This window comes from Paraclostridium dentum, from assembly GCF_012922555.1.
Classification (GTDB): Bacteria; Bacillota; Clostridia; order Peptostreptococcales; family Peptostreptococcaceae; genus Paraclostridium; species Paraclostridium dentum.
This window is the reverse complement of the sequence record NZ_WIPK01000005.1, coordinates 161,283-178,723: the sequence shown is the minus strand read 5'-3', so window position 1 is coordinate 178,723 and position 17,441 is coordinate 161,283. Positions and strand designations below refer to the sequence as shown.

Genomic DNA, 17,441 nt, shown 5'->3' with positions numbered 1-17,441 from the left:
TAGATGAGCAAAAAAATAATTAAATACATATTAATAATACTTCTAGTTGTGTCTGGAGTATATTTTGCAGTTCATAGTTTAGGTAAAAAGGGCGCAGATATAGATAGTGCTAATATTAGTAAACAAGACAATAAAGAAGAATATGATTTGAAAAGTAAAGAATATAAAGAAAAGAATAAAAAGTCAAATACTAATTTTACTTTAGAGAAAGCCATTGAATTTTGTAAAGCAAAATATGGAAATGATGCAGATACAGTATATGTTGGGAATGAAGATATAGAAAATGTAAATGGAAAGACTGGATATATAGTTCAAATTAAATCAAAAGAACTTATGAAACAAGGTGGTACAGGTGTATTATTCACAGTTTTAGTTTGCGAGAATGGAGAAATAATTGAAATAGAGTAATACATAAAGTTTTAATTACACAATAAAAATAAATATTTGGCTAAAAAACCGATTAAATAGATATTATAAATAGTCTATCTAATCGGTTTTTTTATTTTATTTTTTATATACTTTATCATTAAAAATAAAATCATGAAGTATTGGCAAGCACTTATCTTCATCATAACGCCAAACCCATCCAGCATTTTCATAAATGCCACCAGCACTATACTCTTCTATAGGGAATTCTAAAGTTTTAATATTAAAATTACCAATAGATAAAATAGAATTAGCAATAGATAAAATGTCTGATGTATTCATATTAGTTTTAATGTATGGAAGTATGCTATCTACTAAATCAGGGTACTTACTAATTGGTAGGTGTTTAACTTTTTCAAATGAACTTTCAAGTACTAGTCTTTGTCTATTGTCTCGCTCTAGAGCACTATCATTATACCTAATTCGGCTATAAGCTAAGGATTGATAACCATTTAGTTTTTGCTTACCTGAATACTCTATATTTTTCATAGGACTTTTATTTTTATTTTGGTCAAATGAATAGCATTCTGGTATATACCGATTTAATTCTTTTATTTCATTAAGTTTTACATCAATAACAATTCCATTTAAAGTATCAATTATATTAATGAATGAGAAAAAATTCACGACAACATAATTTTGAATATCTATTTTAAAATTAGATTCAAGGGTTTCTAACAATAAATTAAGTCCTCCATAAGCATATGCATGTGTTAGTTTTTGTTTTCCGTGACCAGGAATTTCTACATATGTATCTCTAGCTAAAGATGTAAGCTTTAGGTTTTTGTGCTTATTATCTACAGTTAAAATCATCATGGCATCAGATCTAGATTTTTCCTCTGTATTTCTAGCATCTGTTCCAACTAATAAAATATTCTTTATTCCTTTTTCAGATGAATAATTTGTTTCCTTAAGTGATTTTATAGATGAAGATGGATCGTATACTTTATTTATTTTAGAGTGAATATAACCAAATATGCTTACAGGCAATAATACTAAAATAATTATAATGAAAATAAAGACTTTTTTAAAAATAGACATAGTATCCCCCTTTTGTATAAAAATTTTGCTTTGTATATATTTATATTAAACTAAAAATACATATTTAACATCAATAAATAAAAAAACTTATATCAAAATTTACAATGTTATCATACATAATAATATAGTTTAAACACAGGAGGCTATTTAAATGGTAGATATAAAAAAAAGATATATAGACATAATAGATAAAAATTTTAGCTGTATAATAGAATATCCTGTAGTAGAGAATATAAATAATGATTTATTTATAGAATATATAAATAAAAAAATACATGACGATATATTAATTTTTAAAGAAATATCGATGGAAGAGTCTAGACATTCTAATAGTAGTACTATTATTTTTACCGAGTTTAAAGAAAATCTTAACAAAAATAATATAATCAGTGTATCTATGATATTTTCAGAAATTTATAATTCTAACAAAATAATAAGCTATATAAATACTTATAATTTTGACCTTAAAAGAAAGAGAGAATTATTAGTAGAAGATATTTTCAACAAAACAGAGTCTATAGATAATAATATAGAGCGAAATTTTTATATAACAAAGGACTATGTGTCTATAGTATTTTCTTCATATGAAAATGAGGATACATGTGATATAGATGAACTGAAAATTTATTTTAAAGATAATGAAAATAATATATCGAATTACATTAAGAGATATGTAATGGAGTGATAATATGAGATTATTAAATGAATATAATAGAGAAGCTGCGGTTGAGTATGCTAGGACGTGGGCTTTATACAGAAATCCTAAATACAAAGATTATGACCCATGGGGAGGAGATTGCACTAACTATATATCTCAGTGTATACATGCAGGTGACATACCATTTGATCATGAGGGAAAAGATATAATGCACAAATGGTATTGGTATAGCGATTCTAATAGAACTCCAACTTGGACGTCTGCAGATGCATTTGGTAGATATGTTTTAAATAACAATAGATATAACACAGAAAATTACGGGATATATTCAGTGCTAGCAGATTATGATGAATTAGAAAAAGGAGATTTAGTTCAATTAATCTATCAAGGTAGTGCATATCACACAATGATAATAAGTGAAGTAATATTAGATGATAGAAATTACTTATTAGATTACCTAATATGCCAGCATACAGAGGATTTGATAGATTTTCCTTTAAGCGAGAAAGAAGGAGAGAGAAGATATATAAAGATACTAGGGTATTATAAATAAGTAAAAGGGATGTATTAAAATAAATATGCATCCCTTTTTAACTACATATGAGAAATTATTAATTGTAAATTACCTATTATTTTAAATTCTCCAAAGTTATTAGGTAATATAAAGTTATCGCCTTTATTTAAACTATATTCATTTGAATTTGATACTAGTTTCCCGTTACCATCTATGACACTATATAATTCGAATGGCTTATCTTGAGTTGAACTATACTCAGTGAAAACATCTAATTTATGAACACTAAAAAACTCATTACTTAGAAATGTTGTAAGTTTAAAGTTAGCATTTTCAATAATACTGTAGTTAGGTTTATTTTCAACATGAGGAACTGTAGTAACATCTATAGACTTGTCTACATGAAGCTCTCTTTTATTACCATTAGAGTCTACTCTATCATAATCATAAACCCTATAAGTAGTATCAGAATTTTGTTGAGTTTCTAAAACTAGAGTTCCTTTGCATAAAGCATGGATTGTTCCGCTTGGAACATAGAAAAAGTCTCCCTTGTTAACTTTAACTCTTCTAAGTAGGTCATTCCACTTATTATTTGAAACCATAAACTCTAACTCTTCTTTAGATTTAGCATTGTGTCCAAAAATCATTTCAGCATCATCATCACAATCTATTATGTACCAGCATTCAGTTTTGCCCAATTCTCCATTTTCGTTTTTCTTAGCATATTCATTATCAGGATGAACTTGAACTGATAAATTATCATTAGCATCTAATATTTTTGTAAGTAGTGGAAATTTATTTCCAGGCATATTTCCGAATAGTTCTTTATGATCAGACCATAATTTAGACAAAGTTATGCCCTTAAACTTTCCATTTGTAATTTCGCAATCTCCATTTTCATGAGAACTTATAGCCCAACACTCACCTGTATTTTCAGATGGAATTTCATAGTTAAACTTATCTCTTAATGCAGTTCCTCCCCAGATTCTGTACATAAATAGTGGTTTTAAAAATAGTGGTTCCATAAATTCCTCCCGTAATTTTAAATAATATAATTATAATAATTATATAATATATTCTATTAAAATCAAATATGGTTATAATATATATTAAATTAAATTTTGTAAGTATATTCAATTTATAGTTAAATAGATAGTCTGTACCAATATTTAAAAATGTAGATTATGTTTTTTAAAAATTATTAATTGAGCAATATATCTATATTTTTATTTTTGACTAAATTAAGGCACCTAGATTGATAAGTTTATTAACGCCTACTTCTGAATAGTATTTAAAATTACTTTTTCAATCTCATCAGCATTTGGAGTAGCTATAAAATATACATAGTTGCCTATTGTTTTCAATATTGAATTTGATACACTTTCCATATTATCTTCTCCACCATATCCGTCAGCAAATAGTTTTAGTGAATTATTTTTATATTTTTCTAAAGCTTTAATTATAACTTCAGTATTATCAGTTTTTATAACTATGACATCTCTTAATTTTACATTAATCATGGCACTTAGCATAAAGCCTTCGTTAATATCATTTTTTACAGAACTAAGAGCATAGAATTCTGAAGCGGGAATATCATTTAAAGGATCTACGTCTAAAAGATTATTTTTTAATATAGCATCTTTAATTTCACTTACAGGTACATCTTTAATATCTGATTTAGAAGAGCAACCTACAAGTAAAAAAGTGAAAAGTAAAAAAACTAAAAACAAATTTTTCCTCATGTAATACCTCCGAATTAAAATATATTTATAGTTTACTATAAATATATTAAATAATGGAGTTATTTTATTGAAAATTTAAAAAATTTTAATAAAATATTTTAAATTGTGTAAAATTTCTATATGTGTCAATAATTCACATCAAGAGGTGATTAAAATGAGAATTCCAAAACATGTAGGAATAATACCAGATGGAAATAGAAGGTGGGCTGAATCTAATGGCCTTACTAAAGACAAAGGGTATGATAATGGACTAGACCCAGGGCTTGAAGCATACAGGGTATGCAGAGATATAGGCGTAGATGAAGTTACATTTTATGGATTTACTACGGATAATACAAAGAGACCTGCACCCCAGACCAAAGCTTTTACTGATGCGTGTGTAAATGCAGCTAAGATGTTAGTAGACGAAGGAGCATCTTTACTGGTTATAGGAAATACGAGTTCGCCGATGTTCCCAAAGGAACTAATTCCATATACTAGTCGTACAGAGGCTAAGGATGGGCAAATAAAAGCTAATTTGTTAGTTAACTATGGGTGGCATTGGGACCTAAATACATTATCTACGGCAAAAGGAAATAATAAAAACAATATACATGAATACATACAGTCTTTTGACGTATCTAGATTGGATTTAATAATAAGATGGGGTGGAAGAAGAAGGCTAAGTGGTTTTTTACCTGTACAATCTATATATGCAGATTTTTATGTTTTAGATGATTACTGGCCAGATTTTAAACACAACCATATACATGAAGCAATAAATTGGTATAGCAAACAAGATATTACTTTAGGCGGATAAAGTTAGTCATATTGAAAATATAATCGAAAAATGCTAAAATTAACCTGAATTATAGAGTAGAAGGGTGGATGTATGGCAAAGAAGAAAAAAACTGTTAAGAGAAAAAGAATAAAAAAATCAAGACTATTAATTTTAGTATTTTTATTATTAGCAATTATATTTTCAATAATGTTTGGGTTAAAGATGTTAACAGGGTCAACGAGTGAAGATAAAACAAAAACTGATTCTAAAAGCAATGAGACTAAAACTCAAGACAATACTGAAATTGAACATCTTAGCTTAGATGAAGACAAATCAAAAGGGAAAATTAAGATATTGATAGATCCTGGACATGGAGGAAATGATGCAGGAGCTAAGGGAGTAGATGGCAGCTTAGAAAAAAATATATCTTTAGAAATTGCAAAGAAAGTAGCAGGAGATTTATCTCAATATGAAGATTTAGAAGTTATTCTAACTAGGACAGAAGATACATATGTATCTTTAGAAGAAAGAAGTAAAATGGCTAATGAGCAAGGGGTAAATATGGTTGTTTCAATACACTTAAATTCAGAAAGTGGAGGAAGGTCCGCGTTTGGAACAGAGACATATTATCAGTCAAATAATATTGATGGATCAGAAAAATTAGCTAAATCTATACAAGATACAATATGCTTATATTTAGATACTAAAAATAGAGGTATTTATCCTTCTAACTTAGAAATTTTAAGAGAGACAGAAATGCCATCAGTTTTAGTTGAGGCTGGATTTATAAGTAATAAGGAAGAAGAAAAAAAGCTTAGTGACTCAAGTTATCAAAATCAAATGGCAGAAGGTATAGCTCAAGGAATACTAAGATACATAGACTCTAAACATAAATAAAAAGAAGTATATATTATATACTTCTTTTTATTTATGTTTAATTATATATTAATTAATTCAAACTTTGATATAATGGTAGCTAGAAAGTGTATTTTCTAGGGGGAAGTTATATGGAGATTCTAAATTGTAATAACTACTATTTATCTGATTTATATGAAAATAGTTTAAGTGAAAATGAAAAAAAAACTTTGGGGATTTATTATACTCCTAAATATGTAATAGATTATATTGTTAATAAAATTTTGACAGAACATGATTTTAACAAGAATCCATCTCCTAAAATATTGGACATGTCTTGTGGGTGTGGAAATTTTTTACTAGAGGTATATGATATTTTGTATAAAAAGTTTGAAGTTATAAAAAATGATCTTAATATTGAAAATATACATGAACATATAATTAAAAATTGTATATATGGTATAGATATAGATCAAAATGCAGTAAATGTTTTGAAATATTCTTTGAGGAATAAAGAGCTAGATTCATCTACTGATAAATTTAATATATACTGTTTTGATAGTTTGATGTATGAAGGAATAGATGATACTTTGAAAGAAACATTCTGGGGTGAGAAATTTGACTATATAATAGGAAATCCTCCTTATATAGGACATAAAAATTTGACTATGAAATATAAAAAGCAATTAATAAAAAATTATGGTGACGTATATAAGGATAAAGCAGACATTTATTTTTGTTTTTATAAACGTATAATTGACTTACTTAAAAAAAATGGAGTTGCAAGTATAATAACTCCAAGATATTTTTTGGAAAGCACAAGTGGAGAAAATTTAAGAAACTATATCATTAATAATGTTAAAATTAAAGAAATTATAGATTTTAATGGATTTAATGTATTTAAAAATGCAAATGTAGCAAGTTGTATATTTACCATGGAAAAGTCAAAATATATAGATTCGAGTTTTGATTTTTATAGGATCACCAACTATAATATTAAACTAAAGTTTATAGATGATATCAAATCAACTCTAAAGTTTAGTGACTATTTTACTAAAATAGATATGAATCAAAGTGATATGAGTGAAAAGTGGATTATAGATAAAAAGGAAAATGTAAATTTATATAACGTTATAGAAAAGAGCTGTAAATATAAACTAAAAGATATATGTATAAGTTTTCAGGGAATTATAACTGGATGTGATAAAGCATTTGTTATAAAAAATAATGAAATACAATGTAATAATATAGAAAAAGATATAGTGAAAAATTGGATTAAAAATAAAAATATTAAAAAATATTATATAGAAAAAAGTGACTTAAAACTTATATATAGTGATGATATAAATGATATAAATGATTACATACAATCTGTAAAATACATACAAAATTATAAAAATAAATTGCAAAATAGAAGAGAATGTAAGAAAAATACTCGCAAATGGTATCAATTACAATGGGGTAGAGATAAATCAATGTTTGAAAGAAAAAAGATAATGTACCCATATAAGTCAAATGAAAATAAATTTGCTATTGATGAAAATAATAGTTTTTGCAGTGCTGATGTATATTCATTTTGCATAAAAAAAGAGTATGAAGAAGAATTTTCATATGAATATTTATTAGGATTATTAAATTCAAAGATATATGATAATTATTTTAAGGTATTTGCAAAAAAGATGGGTAAAAATTTATATGATTATTATCCGAACAAAGTTATGGAAATAAGTATTTTTAAAGATGAAAATTACTTAGAAATAGAAAAATTATCAAAACAAATTATAAAAAATATTAAATTTGATAATAAAGTAAATGAAGAGATAAATTATTTACAACAAGAAATAGAAGAGCTAATAAAAAAATCATTGAATCTAAATTCACTAAATTAAGTATATATACATATATTCATAGTAAATGTGTTTTACAGGGGGGAAATTATGATATATACTCAGGTTTTAGGTGAAAATAGTAAAGTGTATATAAAAGTTAATGGATATTTAAACAGCAATGAAATAAAAACGTTTGTAAATGATTATAAAGATAAAATAAAGGGAATAAAAACATCTAAGTATAATTTAATAATAGATGTAGATCCATTTGATGCAGACAATTTTTCTGATATTAAAAATGTTTGTATGATGTTTTATAAAACTGGTTATAAAAAGATATATTTAATAGACCCTAATAACTATATAATGTCAAATATAAAGCTAAATCCCATAGAGAAAAAGATGTTCTTAAAAGTAGTAAAAATAGTAAATAGTGATTTAGATGTGAAATAGTAGAAATAGTAAATTTTGCATATTTAATTTAATGAAATGCTAAAAATACAAGCTTCTATGTTGTTTTTAGAATCTAACATAAAATTAAAATTAAATAAATATTATAAAAAAATATAATTTTTACTTGAAATAGGGAGAAACTTGTAATATATTTGTTTTTAGGAAGATATATCTTTATAACTTATATAAGGTGATATTTATGAAAGGATTAGTACTTGAAGGTGGAGGCACAAAGGGTGCTTACCAGTTAGGTGCATATAAAGCATTAAGAGAGTTAGGGATAGAATTTAAAGGTGTTGCAGGAACTTCTATAGGAGCCTTGAATGGAGCGTATATAGTCCAAAATAACCTAGAGGTATTAGAAGAGATATGGACTAAGTATGACTACACTCATTTTATGGATGTGGATGAGGAAACATATCACAATATAAAAAATGTTGATTTTACTCCTAAAAATATAAATAGAGTGATATCTCTTATAAATAAAGCTAGAAAAAATAAAGGAATAGATATAAGTCCATTTAGAAGCTTATTAGAAAAGACCATAGATGAAAATATTATAAGAAATTCCAACAAAGACTTTGGGTTAGTAACAGTTGTATGGGATGGAAAAATAATTCCAAGTCCTATGTTCTTAGAAAATATTGAAAAAGGAAAATTACTAGACTATCTAATTGCAAGTGCTAGCTTGCCTATATTTAAACTAGATAAATTAGACGATAAATTATTTTTAGATGGTTTATTTCATAATAATATACCTGTAAGTTTATTAAGAGAAAAAGGATATGAAGATATTGTTGTTATAAGACTAGTTGATGATTTATTTGGAAAGATAAATTTAAATCATCATCAAGATGTGAACATGAAGATAATTGTGCCGTCAGAATCTCTAGGAGGGTGTCTAAACTTAGATCCAGACAATGTAAGTAAAAACATTAAGCTAGGGTATTTTGATGCTATGAAAACCTTTGACAGATATGATGGTCTAAGATATTATTTCAACAAGGAATATAAATATGATGATGATTATTGTTTTTACAAGTTAAGCAACTTGAGCAAAGAAACTATAGAATCATTAACAAAGGCATTGAACATAAAAAGAGATATAAGTAAAAGAACACTTTTAGAAAACATAATTCCAAAATTAGGGGAGTGTTTAAATTTACCAAAAGACTTTTCGTATAAAGATTTATTTTATTGCATATATGAGAAAAAGCTTGAGGAAAATAATATAAATAGAACAAACTTATATGATTTTAATAAGGTAGTAGAAGTAGTAAATACTAATATGAATTCTAATGTGAATTGGGAATCTAGTTTTGAAACTAGACCTATAATTACAATTCATAGGAATAGGTTTACTAAACTTTTAACAAATATAATAATAAATGATATAAAGGCATAAATTAATATTGCAAATATTTATATCAAAATATAACAAATGAAATCTATGGAGGTATTACAATGGAAAAAATAGTAACTATCAAAAATGCAAGTGGATTACATGCTAGACCAGCAGGAATGTTTGTAAAGAAAGCATCTGAGTTCAAATCAACAGTAGAGATAAAGGCAAAAGATAAAGTTGTAAATGCTAAATCAATAATGGGAATAATGAGTTTAGGATTAGCTCAAGGAGATGAAGTTGTTGTAGTTGTTAATGGAGAAGATCAAGAATCAGCAGTTAACGCATTAGTTGAGTTAATAGAAAGCGGATTTGGTGAATAATAAAAAATAAAAAGCCTCGGTGAAAACCGAGGTTTGTTGAATATATATAATGTATACACAAGACAATGGGAGGACGCATATATGTATAAAGGAACAGGAGCATCGCCAGGAGTAGCTTTAGGAAAAGCTTTGGTTATAGAACATAGCGAACTTAATATAGAGAAAAAAAACATAGAAAATGTTGAGACTGAAGTTGAAAAGTTACAAGCTGCAGTAGAAGAGTCAAAAAAAGAGTTAGAGCAAGTAAAAGAAAGAGCTAAAGTTGAATTAGGGGAACATGAAGCTGAAATATTTGAAGCTCACCTATTAGTTTTACAAGATCCAGAATTAATAGATCAGACTATAGCTAAAATAAGAGATGAAAAGGTAAATGCTGACTTCGCGTTAAACGAAGTTAAAGAAATGTTTGTAAGTATATTTGAGTCAATGGACAATGAATATATGAGAGAAAGAGCAGCAGATATCAAGGATGTTACAAATAGAGTTTTAAGACATATATTAGGGATAAAAGTTGTAGATTTATCAGCTTTATCTGAAGAAGTTATATTAATAGCTCATGACTTAACTCCATCAGATACTGCAACAATGAATAAAAAAATGGTTTTAGGATTCTTAACTAATATAGGTGGTAGAACTTCTCATACTGCTATAATGGCTAGAACATTAGAAATAGCTGCAGTAGTAGGATTAAGTGATGTAACTGAAAATGTTAAGGATGGAGATTTTATAGTATTCAATGGTGAAACAGGACAAGTTATAGTTAACCCAGATGAAAAAGTTATAAATGAGTATAGAGATTTAAAGGCTAAGTTCGATGAAGAAAAAGAAGCGTTAAAACAATTGATAGGAAAAACTTCTATAACTCTTGACGGTAGACATGTAGAGCTTGCAGGGAATATCGGGAGCCCTAATGATTTAGAAGGATTAATAAAAAATGATGCAGAAGGTGTAGGACTATATAGAACTGAGTTCTTATACATGGATAAGGAAGATGATTTCCCAAGTGAAGAAGAACAATATGAAGCATATAAAGCAGTTCTTGAAGGCATGAATGGAAAACCTATAGTAATAAGAACATTAGATATAGGTGGGGATAAAGAATTGAAATATTTCAAAATGGAGGAAGAAATGAATCCATTTTTAGGATATAGAGCCATAAGATTATGTCTAGATAGAACAGATATATTTAAAACTCAATTAAGAGCTTTATATAGAGCTAGTGTACATGGGAAATTAAGAATAATGTTCCCTATGATATCTTCTTTAGAAGAACTATTAAAATCTAAAGAGATAATAAAAGAAGTTTTATCTGAAATGGATGCTGAAGGAATTGAATATGCTAAAGATGTAGAAGTTGGAATGATGATAGAAATACCATCTGCAGCAGTAATATCAGACATATTAGCTAAACATGTAGATTTCTTCTCTATAGGAACTAATGACTTAATACAATACACTTGTGCAGTAGATAGAATGAACCAAAAAATAAGCTATTTATACAATCAATTTAATCCAGCAGTATTAAGACTTATCAAAATGGTAATAGATAATGCTCATAAAGAAGGTAAATGGGTAGGAATGTGTGGAGAAGCTGCAGGAGATCAAAGAATGATACCTATTCTTTTAGGAATGGGACTTGATGAATTCTCTATGTCTCCAATATCTATACTTCCAGCTAGAAAGTTCATAACTTCTGTTAACTATGAAGATATGAAAAAATTTGCTAATGAAGTATTAACTATGGGAACAGCAGAAGAGATAAAAGCTTACGTAGACAAAACTTTCAATATGTAATATCTTAAATAAAAAAAGGCTACTATAAAATAGTAGCTTTTTTATTTTGAAGAAAAATTCTGAAAAAATAAAGTTTTTTGAAAATAAATTGAAAAACATAAAATAGAATAAAAAATAAAGTTAATTGGAATAAAAACAATATAAAAAAATAAGAAAATAACAAATTATATATTTAATTAAATTATAAAAAATGATTTGATAAGAAATTTTAGTTGACATAAATCATATATTGAAATAGAATTACTTTAAACAATTTCAAATCTTTTAAAAAGACGTTGAAAGGAAGAGTATATATAGGAAGTAGTCAAGAGCGAGTTGGTTATGGTGTGAGTCCAACACGAAGCCTATATTGAAGAACATCCTGGAGTTGCTAACCGAAATTTTAAAGAGTAGGCTTAGACGGAACCAAACCGTTATCAAGTTGGAACGCACTAAGATTTGTCTTGCTGCGTTATTTGAGAGAACTTGATAATATATTCAGGTTAATCAGGGTGGCACCGCGGAAATATAAACTTTCGTCCCTATATTTATATAGAGATGAGAGTTTTTTTTATGCAATAAATAGTGATGGCCACACTATAAGTTAAAAATGTATGACGTCATACTCTCTAAAATAAAAAATATAAAGGAGAGTATTAATATGAGTTTAATAATACCAAAAGGATATGAATCAAAATTAGAAGTAATTCAAACACAACAGGCTATAAAAGATTTAAAAGATTTTTTTGAAAGTAGACTAGGAGAAACATTAAAACTTACAAGAGTATCATCACCATTATTTGTTCTACCCGAGACAGGAACAAACGATAACTTAAATGGAACTGAAAAGGCTGTAAGCTTTGAAGTTCCAGATATAAAGAAAAATGCAGAAATAGTTCACTCTTTAGCTAAATGGAAGAGAATGGCTTTGAAAAAATATGGATTTTCAATAGGAAGAGGATTATATACAGATATGAATGCTATTAGAAAAGATGAAGAATTAGATAACATTCATTCAATATATGTTGACCAATGGGATTGGGAATTAATAATAGATAGAAAAGAAAGAAACATAGATACTTTAAAAGATATTGTAAAAAATATTTATTCAGTTTTTAAAGAAACCGAAGAACATGTAAGCAGTATATATCCAGAAATACAAAAAACTTTACCTAAAGAGATTACATTTATAACATCTCAAGAACTTTTAGATATGTATCCAAGTTTAACGCCAAAAGAAAGAGAAGATAAAATTGTAAAAGAAAAAGGCGCTGTGTTTTTAATGCAAATAGGTAAAGTATTATCTACCGGAGACAAACACGATGGAAGAAGTCCAGATTATGACGATTGGGAATTAAATGGAGATATATTATTTTACAACCCAGTATTAGATAATGCGATAGAACTTTCATCTATGGGTATAAGAGTAGACGAAAAAAGCTTAGAAAAGCAATTAAAGTTATCTAAATGTGAAGATAGAAAAGAATTAGATTATCATAAGTCTTTATTAAAAGGAGAATTACCATACACTGTAGGTGGAGGAATTGGTCAATCTAGAATTTGTATGTATTTTCTAAATAAAGCCCATATAGGTGAAGTTCAAGTAGGTATATGGCCGAAAGATATGATAAAAAAATGTGAGCAATCTGGTATTAACTTATTGTAAAAATTGTATGTTTAAGAAAAATGCTCTATGAGTTATAATAGTTTTAAGTTATAACTTTAGGGGTGGTAATTATGAAAGTATTAATGAGAATTTTAGATATCCTTTTAGATATATTAAAAAAAGTTTTAGTAAGATTTAAAGATGCTAAGTTCGGAATAATGTTTATAATTAATCTATTTAAATTACCTGACTTTTTTACAGATAAAGAGGTTAATATAATAAATAAAGCCAAAGTTACATCTGCAATTTTTATAGCTATAACATATCTTGTATCGGGAATAGATTTTATCCCAGAGATGATAACTGGAGTATTTGGTTTTGTAGATGATTTATTTGTACTGTTATGGAGTTTAGGTATAATTAGTGAAGAAATAGAAAAATATAAAAAATATAAAAAAGAAAGCTATTATCCAAATATAATTGAGGGAGTAGATTTTTCAATAAAAGATGAAGAGTAGATTCCTACTCTTCATTTTTGAATATATCTTTTAAAGACTCTATTAATAAAACATTATCATCATGATTTAAAGTACAAATTCTAAAGAAATATTCATCTAACCCTTCAAAAGACTTACAATCTCTTATTATAAATTTCTTTTCAATTAGAGCTTCTCTTAACTTTGATGCTGTTATTTTTTTTGTTTTAATTTGGCTAAGTATAAAATTACCGTCGCTATGATACACTTCTAAGTCTTCAATTGAAGAAAGCTCTCTTAATAAAAACTCTCGTTCGCATTTTAATATAGAACTAGAAGTATTTATAAAGTCTACATCAGTAAACATAACTTCACCCATAACAGATGCTAATGTATTTATGTTCCAAAGGTCTATATGATTTTCAATTGAATCTTGTACTTGAGAATTACATGTAAGTCCATAGCCAAGTCTTATACCAGGTGTACCAAAAAATTTAGAGGTACCTCTTATTACAAATAATTTACCAAAATTATCAACTAAATGTGTAGAAGAATAAGTTTGTGTCTCTGTAAATTCAATATATGTTTCATCAACCATTAAAAATGCATTTGTATTTTCTAATATTTTTTTAATTTCATTTTTAGTAAATGCAAATCCAGTTGGATTATTTGGGTTACAAATAACAACTAAATCACACTTATTTATGTTTATGTAATCTATAAACTCATCTACGTCTACTTTGAACTTATTTTCTTTTTTTGAAAAGAATTTATGTATCTCACAATTTACTTTGTTTAACTCTTTTTCATACTCAGAATATGATGGAGATAATAAAACTGATTTCTTGGGATTAACTATTTCTATAAATGATGAAATAAGTTCAGTTGCACCACTTCCTAATACTATATTTTTTATATTACAATTACAATACTCTGATATTGAATTCTTTAGGTTATAGTAGTTTGGGTCAGGATATATAGACACCATATCTATATTGTCTACAATAGCTTTTTTACCTAAACTAGAAGAGCCTAATGGATTTATATTTGAACTAAAATCTTTTAATTCATTTTTTTTAAAACCTAATTTATTTGATAGGTCGTATAAGTTAGCACCATGATTTGTACTCATTTTAATAGTCCTCCTAAAATATTGATTACAATAATAATTATATATAATAATTTGCATATAATATATAACTAATACGTAAAAAATAAAAATATATGAAGGGAATAAGAAGGATAAGAAATAAACACGAATTATTATTAAATAAAATAAAAAAATATTCACAAATTATTTAAAGTATATGTTATAATGATATATATTAATATACGGTAAATTGGAGGTACAATTATGTACAAGGTTACAGGTGTAATGATAAGTGAAGAAGAGATATTAAAAAAAGTTAAAGAACTAGGAAAAAGAATAGAGGAAGATTTTAAAGGACAAGAATTATTAGTAGTAGGGATACTTAAAGGTGCGAGTGTATTTGTTGCTGATTTAATAAGAAATATAAACTTAGATGTTAACATAGATTTTATGAGTGTATCAAGCTATGGAAGCTCAACAGAATCTTCAGGAACAGTTAAAATATTAAAAGACTTAGATGTAGATATAGAGGGGAAAAATGTTTTAATAGTTGAAGATATAATAGATAGCGGATTAACATTAAGCAATTTAGTGGCAGCATTAAAAACTAGAAATCCAAAATCTTTAAAATTATGTACGTTATTAGACAAGCCACAAAGAAGAAAAGTTGATATGCATGTTGACTATGTGGGATTTGTTATAGAAGACAAGTTTATAGTTGGATATGGAATTGACTATGCAGAAAAATATAGAAACTTACCATATATAGGAATAGTAGGAGAGTAATCTTCTACTATTATTTTTTTAAAACATATTTTAAATAATTAAGATTGATTGTATAATAAAATTATAAATAGAACTTAATTATAAAATAAGGGGGATATGAGTATGTACTATATAGGTGTAGACATAGGTGGTACAGGAGTACAAGCTGGTGTAGTAGATGAAAATGGGCAAATTCTTTTTAGAAAAGAATGTCCAACGGATGTTTTAAGTGGATTTGAAAAAATAATGGAAGATATTAATCAGCTCGTAAGAACCATGTTGAAGGAAAACGGTGTTCAAATTTCGGAGATTAAGTCAATTGGATTTGGAGTTCCTAGTTTTATAAATAAAAAGGGGCAAGTTACATGTGTTAACTTAGGTTGGAAGGAAGAAGATTTTATAAATACTTTAAAGTCTAAGTTCCCAGAAACAAATGTATATGCTGAAAATGATGCTACAGTTGCAGCTTTGGCAGAAGCTAAAGCTGGAAGTATGAAAGGTTGCGATGTAGGTGTTATGTATACTTTAGGAACTGGAGTAGGTGGAGGAATAATAATAAATGGGAAAGTTTTCAATGGAGCCCATAATATGGGGTCTGAAATTGGGCATGTTATAGTAGACACTAATTATTTTGATTGTAACTGTGGGAACAATGGATGCTTAGAAACTTTTTGTTCAGCTACAGCTATTATAAAATATGCTAAAAAATTAATAGAAGAAGGCAATGATAGTAAAATACTAGAATTAGCTAATAATAATATAGAGAACATAAATGCTAAAAATGTATTTGATGCATATAGATTAAACGATAAAGTTGCTATTGAAACTATAAACAGATTCAAATCGTATTTAGCGAAAGCTATTGCAGGTATGATAAATACATTAGATCCAGAAGTTATATCTTTAGGTGGAGGAGTATCAAGAGCTGGAGATATAATATTAGATGGATTAGATGAATTAGTTAGAAAGTATATAATTTATAAAAATGAAGACTTTGCAGACATTGTAATAGCAACGTTAGGTGCAGATGCAGGTATAGTTGGGGCAGCATTTTTAAGCTAAAATTTTATAATAAATATATTAATGATTTTGAGAAGTTTAGTACTTCTCTTTTTTTTTGCTCAAATATATTTAAATTACACAAAAAATTATAATAAAGGACAAGTTACCTACGTAAAATTAAGTATAAACACAAGTATTAAACAATTACATAAAAAATCTAAGGGGGATGATATTATGCCAAATATAGTTTTAACGAGAATTGATAATAGACTTATTCACGGTCAAGTAGCTACTATGTGGTCTTCTAGTGTGGGGGCTAATTTATTATTAGTAGCAAATGATGAAGTATCAAAAAATGAATTTAGACAGGGGTTAATGGATATGGCAGCTCCAAGTTTTGCTCAAACAAGATATTTTTCTATAGAAAAAACAATAAATATAATAAATAGAGCTAGTGAATCTCAGCATATTGCTATAATTTGTGAAAATCCACAAGATGTTTTAAAACTTGTTGAGGGAGGCGTTCCTATAAAAAAAGTAAATATAGGAAATATGCATATGGCTCAAGGCAAAAGACAAGTTTCTAAAGCAGTTTGTGTAGATGATAATGATGTAGACGCATTTAAAAAACTTAAAGCATTAGGTGTAGAGCTAGAAATCAGGAGAGTTCCTAGTGAATCTGCTGAAAGTATAGATGAATTATTCAAATAAGAAAGGGGTAAAGTT

General features: G+C 27.0%; 19 protein-coding genes and 1 other annotated feature. Of the genes, 15 read left to right on the top strand and 4 right to left on the bottom strand.

What is annotated here, in order from left to right:
- Window positions 1-3: 3 nt before the first annotated feature.
- The gene (locus tag GFJ41_RS10580) at window positions 4-408 is read left to right on the top strand and encodes a hypothetical protein (protein WP_170075286.1); all 405 of its coding nucleotides are present in this window, start codon (window positions 4-6) and stop codon (window positions 406-408) included.
- Window positions 409-504: 96 nt separating this feature from the next.
- Here the strand turns inward: GFJ41_RS10580 and GFJ41_RS10575 are convergent, their stop codons facing one another.
- Window positions 505-1,467: an LCP family protein gene (locus tag GFJ41_RS10575; RefSeq protein WP_170075285.1), complete on the bottom strand. Its 963-nt coding sequence runs from the start codon at window positions 1,465-1,467 to the stop codon at window positions 505-507.
- 151 nt (window positions 1,468-1,618) lie between these two features.
- Between GFJ41_RS10575 and GFJ41_RS10570 the strand changes: the two genes are divergently transcribed.
- Together GFJ41_RS10570 and GFJ41_RS10565 are read left to right on the top strand one after the other, a co-directional pair.
- Window positions 1,619-2,152 carry a hypothetical protein gene (locus GFJ41_RS10570; RefSeq protein WP_170075284.1) on the top strand — a complete coding sequence of 178 codons (534 nt, stop codon included), beginning with the start codon at window positions 1,619-1,621 and terminating at the stop codon, window positions 2,150-2,152.
- A 4-nt stretch (window positions 2,153-2,156) separates the two neighbouring features.
- Window positions 2,157-2,678: an amidase domain-containing protein gene (locus GFJ41_RS10565; protein WP_053832668.1), complete on the top strand. Its 522-nt coding sequence runs from the start codon at window positions 2,157-2,159 to the stop codon at window positions 2,676-2,678.
- 41 nt (window positions 2,679-2,719) lie between these two features.
- Here the strand turns inward: GFJ41_RS10565 and manA are convergent, their stop codons facing one another.
- On the bottom strand, window positions 2,720-3,664 hold the full coding sequence (gene manA / locus GFJ41_RS10560; RefSeq protein ID WP_170075283.1) for a mannose-6-phosphate isomerase, class I: 945 nt from the start codon (window positions 3,662-3,664) through the stop codon (window positions 2,720-2,722).
- A 249-nt stretch (window positions 3,665-3,913) separates the two neighbouring features.
- The gene (locus GFJ41_RS10555) at window positions 3,914-4,381 is read right to left on the bottom strand and encodes a DUF4358 domain-containing protein (RefSeq protein ID WP_170075282.1); all 468 of its coding nucleotides are present in this window, start codon (window positions 4,379-4,381) and stop codon (window positions 3,914-3,916) included.
- A 154-nt stretch (window positions 4,382-4,535) separates the two neighbouring features.
- On the opposite strand from GFJ41_RS10555, the gene uppS reads away from it, so the two are divergent.
- The 9 genes from uppS to GFJ41_RS10510 all read left to right on the top strand — a co-directional run bounded on the left by uppS (window position 4,536) and on the right by GFJ41_RS10510 (window position 13,900).
- On the top strand, window positions 4,536-5,180 hold the full coding sequence (gene uppS, locus GFJ41_RS10550) for a polyprenyl diphosphate synthase (protein WP_021429998.1): 645 nt from the start codon (window positions 4,536-4,538) through the stop codon (window positions 5,178-5,180).
- 72 nt (window positions 5,181-5,252) lie between these two features.
- Window positions 5,253-6,038 (top strand): N-acetylmuramoyl-L-alanine amidase family protein, encoded by a 786-nt coding sequence (locus GFJ41_RS10545; RefSeq protein WP_052169119.1) that lies wholly within the window; start codon window positions 5,253-5,255, stop codon window positions 6,036-6,038.
- Between the two features lie 110 nt (window positions 6,039-6,148).
- The gene (locus GFJ41_RS10540) at window positions 6,149-7,885 is read left to right on the top strand and encodes an Eco57I restriction-modification methylase domain-containing protein (protein WP_035115539.1); all 1,737 of its coding nucleotides are present in this window, start codon (window positions 6,149-6,151) and stop codon (window positions 7,883-7,885) included.
- A 48-nt stretch (window positions 7,886-7,933) separates the two neighbouring features.
- Entirely contained in the window at window positions 7,934-8,278 is a 345-nt protein-coding gene (locus tag GFJ41_RS10535; RefSeq protein ID WP_021430017.1) for a hypothetical protein, read from the top strand.
- Between the two features lie 199 nt (window positions 8,279-8,477).
- Complete coding sequence (locus tag GFJ41_RS10530; RefSeq protein ID WP_035115535.1) at window positions 8,478-9,683, top strand: patatin-like phospholipase family protein; 1,206 nt, start codon at window positions 8,478-8,480, stop codon at window positions 9,681-9,683.
- A gap of 59 nt (window positions 9,684-9,742) precedes the next feature.
- Window positions 9,743-10,003, top strand: a complete 261-nt coding sequence (locus tag GFJ41_RS10525; protein WP_170075281.1) for an HPr family phosphocarrier protein — start codon at window positions 9,743-9,745, stop codon at window positions 10,001-10,003.
- A gap of 81 nt (window positions 10,004-10,084) precedes the next feature.
- Complete coding sequence (gene ptsP, locus GFJ41_RS10520) at window positions 10,085-11,797, top strand: phosphoenolpyruvate--protein phosphotransferase (RefSeq protein ID WP_170075280.1); 1,713 nt, start codon at window positions 10,085-10,087, stop codon at window positions 11,795-11,797.
- 266 nt (window positions 11,798-12,063) lie between these two features.
- Window positions 12,064-12,323, top strand: a binding site (T-box leader).
- Window positions 12,324-12,437: 114 nt separating this feature from the next.
- Window positions 12,438-13,442: an aspartate--ammonia ligase gene (asnA, locus tag GFJ41_RS10515; RefSeq protein ID WP_170075279.1), complete on the top strand. Its 1,005-nt coding sequence runs from the start codon at window positions 12,438-12,440 to the stop codon at window positions 13,440-13,442.
- Window positions 13,443-13,513: 71 nt separating this feature from the next.
- A complete protein-coding gene (locus GFJ41_RS10510) occupies window positions 13,514-13,900 on the top strand; it encodes a YkvA family protein (RefSeq protein ID WP_170075278.1) in 387 nt (128 codons plus the stop codon).
- Between the two features lie 4 nt (window positions 13,901-13,904).
- On the opposite strand, the gene GFJ41_RS10505 is transcribed toward GFJ41_RS10510, so the two are convergent.
- Window positions 13,905-14,990, bottom strand: coding sequence for a pyridoxal phosphate-dependent aminotransferase (locus GFJ41_RS10505; RefSeq protein WP_170075277.1), 1,086 nt, complete (start codon window positions 14,988-14,990; stop codon window positions 13,905-13,907).
- A gap of 222 nt (window positions 14,991-15,212) precedes the next feature.
- Between GFJ41_RS10505 and hpt the strand changes: the two genes are divergently transcribed.
- From hpt to agaB, 3 genes are all read left to right on the top strand, one after another.
- Window positions 15,213-15,734, top strand: a complete 522-nt coding sequence (hpt, locus tag GFJ41_RS10500; protein WP_114542684.1) for a hypoxanthine phosphoribosyltransferase — start codon at window positions 15,213-15,215, stop codon at window positions 15,732-15,734.
- Between the two features lie 102 nt (window positions 15,735-15,836).
- On the top strand, window positions 15,837-16,775 hold the full coding sequence (locus GFJ41_RS10495; RefSeq protein ID WP_170075276.1) for an ROK family protein: 939 nt from the start codon (window positions 15,837-15,839) through the stop codon (window positions 16,773-16,775).
- A gap of 174 nt (window positions 16,776-16,949) precedes the next feature.
- Entirely contained in the window at window positions 16,950-17,426 is a 477-nt protein-coding gene (agaB, locus tag GFJ41_RS10490) for a PTS galactosamine transporter subunit IIB (protein ID WP_085282468.1), read from the top strand.
- Window positions 17,427-17,441: the final 15 nt, after the last annotated feature.

Coding starts and splice junctions, on each gene's coding strand:
- GFJ41_RS10580 (WP_170075286.1), top strand. CDS start 4: ATGAGCAAAAAAATAATTAAATACATATTAATAATACTTCTAGTTGTG.
- GFJ41_RS10575 (WP_170075285.1), bottom strand. CDS start 1,467: ATGTCTATTTTTAAAAAAGTCTTTATTTTCATTATAATTATTTTAGTA.
- GFJ41_RS10570 (WP_170075284.1), top strand. CDS start 1,619: ATGGTAGATATAAAAAAAAGATATATAGACATAATAGATAAAAATTTT.
- GFJ41_RS10565 (WP_053832668.1), top strand. CDS start 2,157: ATGAGATTATTAAATGAATATAATAGAGAAGCTGCGGTTGAGTATGCT.
- manA (WP_170075283.1), bottom strand. CDS start 3,664: ATGGAACCACTATTTTTAAAACCACTATTTATGTACAGAATCTGGGGA.
- GFJ41_RS10555 (WP_170075282.1), bottom strand. CDS start 4,381: ATGAGGAAAAATTTGTTTTTAGTTTTTTTACTTTTCACTTTTTTACTT.
- uppS (WP_021429998.1), top strand. CDS start 4,536: ATGAGAATTCCAAAACATGTAGGAATAATACCAGATGGAAATAGAAGG.
- GFJ41_RS10545 (WP_052169119.1), top strand. CDS start 5,253: ATGGCAAAGAAGAAAAAAACTGTTAAGAGAAAAAGAATAAAAAAATCA.
- GFJ41_RS10540 (WP_035115539.1), top strand. CDS start 6,149: ATGGAGATTCTAAATTGTAATAACTACTATTTATCTGATTTATATGAA.
- GFJ41_RS10535 (WP_021430017.1), top strand. CDS start 7,934: ATGATATATACTCAGGTTTTAGGTGAAAATAGTAAAGTGTATATAAAA.
- GFJ41_RS10530 (WP_035115535.1), top strand. CDS start 8,478: ATGAAAGGATTAGTACTTGAAGGTGGAGGCACAAAGGGTGCTTACCAG.
- GFJ41_RS10525 (WP_170075281.1), top strand. CDS start 9,743: ATGGAAAAAATAGTAACTATCAAAAATGCAAGTGGATTACATGCTAGA.
- ptsP (WP_170075280.1), top strand. CDS start 10,085: ATGTATAAAGGAACAGGAGCATCGCCAGGAGTAGCTTTAGGAAAAGCT.
- asnA (WP_170075279.1), top strand. CDS start 12,438: ATGAGTTTAATAATACCAAAAGGATATGAATCAAAATTAGAAGTAATT.
- GFJ41_RS10510 (WP_170075278.1), top strand. CDS start 13,514: ATGAAAGTATTAATGAGAATTTTAGATATCCTTTTAGATATATTAAAA.
- GFJ41_RS10505 (WP_170075277.1), bottom strand. CDS start 14,990: ATGAGTACAAATCATGGTGCTAACTTATACGACCTATCAAATAAATTA.
- hpt (WP_114542684.1), top strand. CDS start 15,213: ATGTACAAGGTTACAGGTGTAATGATAAGTGAAGAAGAGATATTAAAA.
- GFJ41_RS10495 (WP_170075276.1), top strand. CDS start 15,837: ATGTACTATATAGGTGTAGACATAGGTGGTACAGGAGTACAAGCTGGT.
- agaB (WP_085282468.1), top strand. CDS start 16,950: ATGCCAAATATAGTTTTAACGAGAATTGATAATAGACTTATTCACGGT.